Annotated in this window: 1 protein-coding gene, 2 tRNA genes and 3 rRNA genes; all 6 read right to left on the reverse strand. The window is 53.0% G+C overall.

Translation table 11 applies throughout. The features are described 5' to 3' along the window. Window positions 1-110: 110 nt before the first annotated feature. A 5S ribosomal RNA gene (gene rrf, locus LWL52_RS20455) occupies window positions 111-222 on the reverse strand. A 120-nt stretch (window positions 223-342) separates the two neighbouring features. Beyond that, window positions 343-3241, reverse strand: a 23S ribosomal RNA gene (locus LWL52_RS20460). 238 nt (window positions 3242-3479) lie between these two features. Next, window positions 3480-3553, reverse strand: a tRNA-Ala gene (locus LWL52_RS20465). 14 nt (window positions 3554-3567) lie between these two features. Next, window positions 3568-3641 (reverse strand) — tRNA-Ile (locus LWL52_RS20470). Window positions 3642-3805: 164 nt separating this feature from the next. Continuing rightward, window positions 3806-5330 (reverse strand): 16S ribosomal RNA (locus LWL52_RS20475). The 16S, 23S and 5S rRNA genes sit together here with 2 tRNA genes alongside, the layout of an rRNA operon. A gap of 358 nt (window positions 5331-5688) precedes the next feature. Next, on the reverse strand, window positions 5689-5903 hold a 215-nt coding region (locus LWL52_RS20480; protein WP_242923826.1), incomplete at its 5' end, for a hypothetical protein.

Here is a 5903-nt window from a genome sequence, read left to right on the forward strand (position 1 = left end):
GCCAGCCTCTTTACCAGGTAATAGGTATACTCCTCTGCTTTAGGAGTTGGTATAGGGTAAAAACAGCAACACCCCCTGTTCCGTGAAGGAGAGGGGGTGTTGGATGAAAGGGTTGGCGGCCACCTACTCTCCCGGGTGTGACCCCAGTACCATCGGCGCGTCCGGGCTTAACTTCTCTGTTCGGGATGGGAAGAGGTGAACACCGGAGCCATAGCCACCATTATCGTTGTCCGGCTTTTATGCGGACGAATGGAGTATGACAAAGAATGGGAGAGAGACAAAAATAAAGCAATAAGAAGCAGCGGGCTGGTTTTCCACGCCACCTAGTCTTAAGAAAGACAGGCTAGAACGCTCCCGGGCAATTAGTACTGCTCAGCTATGACATTTCTGCCTTTACACCTGCAGCCTATCGACGTCCTCGTCTGGAACGGCCCTTACAGGGAGATCTCATCTTGGGGTGGGTTTCGCACTTAGATGCTTTCAGCGCTTATCCCATCCGAGCGTAGCTACCCTGCGCTGCCGCTGGCGCGACAACAGGTACACCAGAGGCTCGTCCAACCCGGTCCTCTCGTACTAAGGTCAGAACCCCTCAAATCTCCTACGCCCACAACAGATAGGGACCGAACTGTCTCACGACGTTCTGAACCCAGCTCGCGTGCCACTTTAATCGGCGAACAGCCGAACCCTTGGGACCTTCTCCAGCCCCAGGACGTGACGAGCCGACATCGAGGTGCCAAACCTCCCCGTCGATATGAGCTCTTGGGGGAGATCAGCCTGTTATCCCCGGCGTACCTTTTATCCTTTGAGCGATGGCCCTTCCATGCGGAACCACCGGATCACTATATCCGCCTTTCGGCCCTGCTCGGCTTGTAGGCCTCACAGTCAAGCACCCTTCTGCTATTGCGCTCTGCGTACGGTTACCAAGCGTACTGAGGGTACCTTTGAAAGCCTCCGTTACTGTTTTGGAGGCGACCACCCCAGTCAAACTACCCACCAAGCACTGTCCCCCTCTGTAAGAGGTTAGGTGCCAAGCAACTCAAGGGCCGTATTTCAAGGAAGGCTCCACGATGCCTGGCGACACCGCTTCAAAGCCTCCGGCCTATCCTACACATGAGTTGCCCAGCAGCAATGCTAAGCTATAGTAAAGGTGCACGGGGTCTTTCCGTCCCGTTGCGGGTACTCGGCATCTTCACCGAGACTACAATTTCACCGAGCTCACGGCTGAGACAGCGCCCAGATCGTTACACCATTCGTGCAGGTCGGAACTTACCCGACAAGGAATTTCGCTACCTTAGGACCGTTATAGTTACGGCCGCCGTTTACCGGGGCTTCGATTCAGAGCTTCGCCTTTAACAGCTAACCCCCCCTCTTAACCTTCCGGCACCGGGCAGGTGTCAGGCCTTATACGTCATCTCTCGATTTTGCAAAGCCATGTGTTTTTGTTAAACAGTCGCCTGGGCCTCTTCACTGCGGCTTCTCTACTTGCGTAGAGGAAGCACCCCTTCTCCCGAAGTTACAGGGTCATTTTGCCGAGTTCCTTGGCCGTGATTCACTCGAGCACCTTAGGATTCTCTCCTCGACCACCTGTGTCGGTTTGCGGTACGGGCGGCTATGTATTTAAACGCTTAGCGGGTTTTCTAGGGAGCCGGATTAGGGACACTATCTCCGCGGCCGAAGCCTTGGAGTACTATCAGCTTTCAGCATCTCGGGCGTACTTCACAACCCAAAATATACCTACGACTTTCAACGCACTATTCCGTCAGTGCGCGGTCCTTTCACTTCTCCGTCACCGCATCGCTATACATAGCCGGTGCTGGAATATTAACCAGCTGTCCATCGACCTGCGCTTTCGCCTCGGCCTTAGGACCCGACTAACCCTGATCCGATTAGCGTTGATCAGGAAACCTTGGTCTTTCGGTGTGCGGGTTTCTCGCCCGCATTATCGTTACTTATGCCTACATTTGCTTTTCCACAAGCTCCAACGCTCCTTGTCAGAACGCCTTCGCCGCCGGTGGAATGCTCCCCTACCAGTGTACTTAAAGTACAATCCATAGCTTCGGTGCCATGCTTGATGCCCGATTATTATCGATGCCCTCTCGCTCGACCAGTGAGCTGTTACGCACTCTTTAAAGGAATGGCTGCTTCCAAGCCAACCTCCTGGCTGTCTAAGCAAGTGGACCCCCTTTGTTCAACTTAGCATGAACTTTGGGACCTTAGCTGATGGTCTGGGTTCTTTCCCTCTCGGCCCGGGACCTTAGCACCCCAGGCCTCACTGCCGTGTATATCTAGTGGCATTCGGAGTTCGTCAGGATTCGGTAGGATGTGACTCCCCCTAGTCCTATCGGTAGCTCTACCTCCACAAGACTCCACCACGACGCTGCCCCTAAAGGCATTTCGGGGAGTACGAGCTATTTCTCAGTTTGATTGGCCTTTCACCCCTACCCACAGGTCATCCAAATCCTTTTCAACGGAAACTGGTTCGGTCCTCCACTGTGTGTTACCACAGCTTCAACCTGCCCATGGGTAGATCACAAAGTTTCGCGTCTACCCCCTCTGACTCTGCGCCCTATTCAGACTCGCTTTCGCTGCGGCTCCGCCCCTTGAGAGGCTTAACCTTGCCAGAGAGGAGTAACTCGTAGGCTCATTATGCAAAAGGCACGCCGTCACCCCACGAAGGGGCTCCGACAGCTTGTAAGCGCATGGTTTCAGGGTCTATTTCACCCCCTTATTCAGGGTACTTTTCACCTTTCCCTCACGGTACTGGTTCACTATCGGTCTCTCAGGAGTATTTAGCCTTAGCGGATGGTGCCGCTTGCTTCAGACGGGGTTTCACCGGCCCCGCCCTACTCAGGGTACCACTACGGCCAAAGACCTTACACGCACGGGGCTATCACCCTTTCCAGCCGACCTTCCCAGGTCGTTACGTTTCAGTTTTTGGTCCGATGTCGTGGCCCTACAACCCCAGCACTGCCGTAACAGCACTGGTTTGGGCTGTTCCGCGTTCGCTCGCCACTACTTGCGGAATCACTGTTGTTTTCTCTTCCTCCGGGTACTTAGATGTTTCAGTTCTCCGGGTTTGCCTCCATATAGGATACTTGAACTTCATTCAAGTGGGTTGCCCCATTCGGATACCTGCGGATCAACTTGTATGTGCCAATCCCCGCAGCTTTTCGCAGCTTGTCGCGTCCTTCATCGCCTCTGAGAGCCTAGGCATTCCCCATGCGCCCTTCTCTGCGTTCTTGGCCGGCTGTCTTGCGACAGCCAGCCCGCTTCTTCTTTGTTTGCATGAGCTATCTACTTAAAGATAGCCTAAACTTTTCTTTACTTTTTTCTCTCTTCCATTATGTCAAAGAACTTTGTTTAGTTCTGAGTCTTGAGTGCCGAGTCACGAGTTTTCACTCCTGCTCCTGCCCTAAGATCTCTTTCTCTAAATGTGAAGTAAAAACCTGCTGTTTTTACTTATTATGGGTTACTTGGTGTGGAGAATAACGGAGTCGAACCGTTGACCTCCTGCGTGCAAAGCAGGCGCTCTAGCCAGCTGAGCTAATCCCCCGGATTAAAAGCGTGTGGGCCTGCGTGGACTCGAACCACGGACCTCTACATTATCAGTGTAGCGCTCTAACCACCTGAGCTACAAGCCCGAAGTCGGCGCTCTTGCCGCCGGTGGGCGCTTACACGCAACCAGTAAAAATGAGTTTTGAGATAAATTGCTTAAGACGCAGAAAAGAACAAAAAAGGCATCCCACCATAGCAACAAGCTTCTGCAAGCACGGCTTTGTCTGAGAAGGTCAACGGTCGTCCCTAGAAAGGAGGTGATCCAGCCGCACCTTCCGGTACGGCTACCTTGTTACGACTTAGCCCCAGTTACCAGTTTTACCCTAGACGGCTCCTTTGACGGTCACCGGCTTCAGGTCTCCCTGACTTCCATGGCTTGACGGGCGGTGTGTACAAGGCCCGGGAACGTATTCACCGCGCCATTGCTGATGCGCGATTACTAGCGATTCCGGCTTCACGAAGTCGAGTTGCAGACTTCGATCCGAACTGAGACCGGCTTTTTGAGATTGGCGCCCTATCACTAGGTGGCGACCCTCTGTACCGGCCATTGTAGCACGTGTGTAGCCCTGGGCGTAAGGGCCATGATGACTTGACGTCGTCCCCGCCTTCCTCACTTCTTGCGAAGGCAGTCCCTTTAGAGTCCCCGACATTACTCGCTGGCAACTAAAGGTAGGGGTTGCGCTCGTTGCGGGACTTAACCCAACACCTCACGGCACGAGCTGACGACAGCCATGCAGCACCTTGCTTTGTGTCCCGAAGGAAGGAAGCATCTCTGCTTCTGTCACGCGCATTCTAGCCCAGGTAAGGTTCCTCGCGTATCATCGAATTAAACCACATGCTCCACCGCTTGTGCGGGCCCCCGTCAATTCCTTTGAGTTTCACCCTTGCGGGCGTACTCCCCAGGTGGAATACTTAACGCTTTCGCTTGGACGCTGACAGTGTATCGCCAACATCGAGTATTCATCGTTTACGGCGTGGACTACCAGGGTATCTAATCCTGTTCGCTCCCCACGCTTTCGTGCCTCAGCGTCAGTTTTGGCCCAGCGAGCTGCCTACGCAATCGGGGTTCTTGGTGGTATCTATGCATTTCACCGCTACACCACCAGTTCCGCCCGCCTCGACCAAACTCAAGCCCGGCAGTATCAACGGCAGTTCCAGGGTTGAGCCCTGGGATTTCACCGCTGACTTACCGGGCCGCCTACGCACCCTTTAAACCCAATAAATCCGGACAACGCTTGCACCCTCCGTATTACCGCGGCTGCTGGCACGGAGTTAGCCGGTGCTTATTCATCAGGTACCGTCAGTTACTCTCGCAAGAGCGTTTTCTTCCCTGATAAAAGCAGTTTACAACCCAGAAGGCCTTCATCCTGCACGCGGCATGGCTGGGTCAGCCTCTCGGCCATTGCCCAATATTCCCTACTGCTGCCTCCCGTAGGAGTCTGGTCCGTGTCTCAGTACCAGTGTGGGGGACCATCCTCTCAGAACCCCTAGCCATCGTAGCCTTGGTGAGCCGTTACCTCAACCAACTAGCTAATGGCACGCATGCCCATCTTCTATCGCCTCAGCTTTAACCTCATCCCGATGCCGGGACAGGGGTCTTATGCGGTATTAATCTTCCTTTCGGAAGGCTATCCCCCAATAGAAGGTAGGTTGCATACGCGTTACGCACCCGTGCGCCACTAAACCAGGAACCGAAGCTCCTGATCTCGTTCGACTTGCATGTATTAGGCCTGCCGCTAGCGTTCATCCTGAGCCAGGATCAAACTCTCCATTGTAATAGAAAATTTTAAATGTGTCTGTCCGACCGCTGACTCTTCTTTTTTTGTGCCCCTCCGAAGAAGGGCTTGACGTAGCATGTGCTTACTTGTCTTATTCCTTACGCGGAACACCTTTTCCTTATTCTTTTTTTTGTCTTAAGCAATCTCTCAAAGAACGTGTCAGAAACCTGTTGTCTCTGCTTGCCGACTCACCTTTCGTGTGTCGTGATGTTGTTGAAGTTTTCCGCTCGCCTGGCCTTGTCAGCGTGTTTTGCGGAGTGCAAAGGTCGGAAAGCTTTTCCTATTCTGCAACTTTATTTTCTCTCTTTTTTTCTTTTCAGCAGCCCGGTTGGCCGCTGTCACTCTTTTGTACTTTTCAGCTTTCCTTCTTGCTGGAAGCGGATGCAAAGGTAAGAACCTTTTTCCTTTTTCCAAGTACCCGGCAGAAAGTTTTTTTTCTTTTTCTTTCAACCGGAGAAGCTGTGCTTGCAACCTTTCCTTTGATCGAAGAAGCTGTGTTACCAGCCTTCCCTTTATCCCCTTCCCTCTGAAGCGGGCTGCAAAGGTAAGAACCTTTTTTCAACTTGCAAG

The organism is Pontibacter liquoris (assembly GCF_022758235.1).
GTDB lineage: Bacteria > Bacteroidota > Bacteroidia > Cytophagales > Hymenobacteraceae > Pontibacter > Pontibacter liquoris.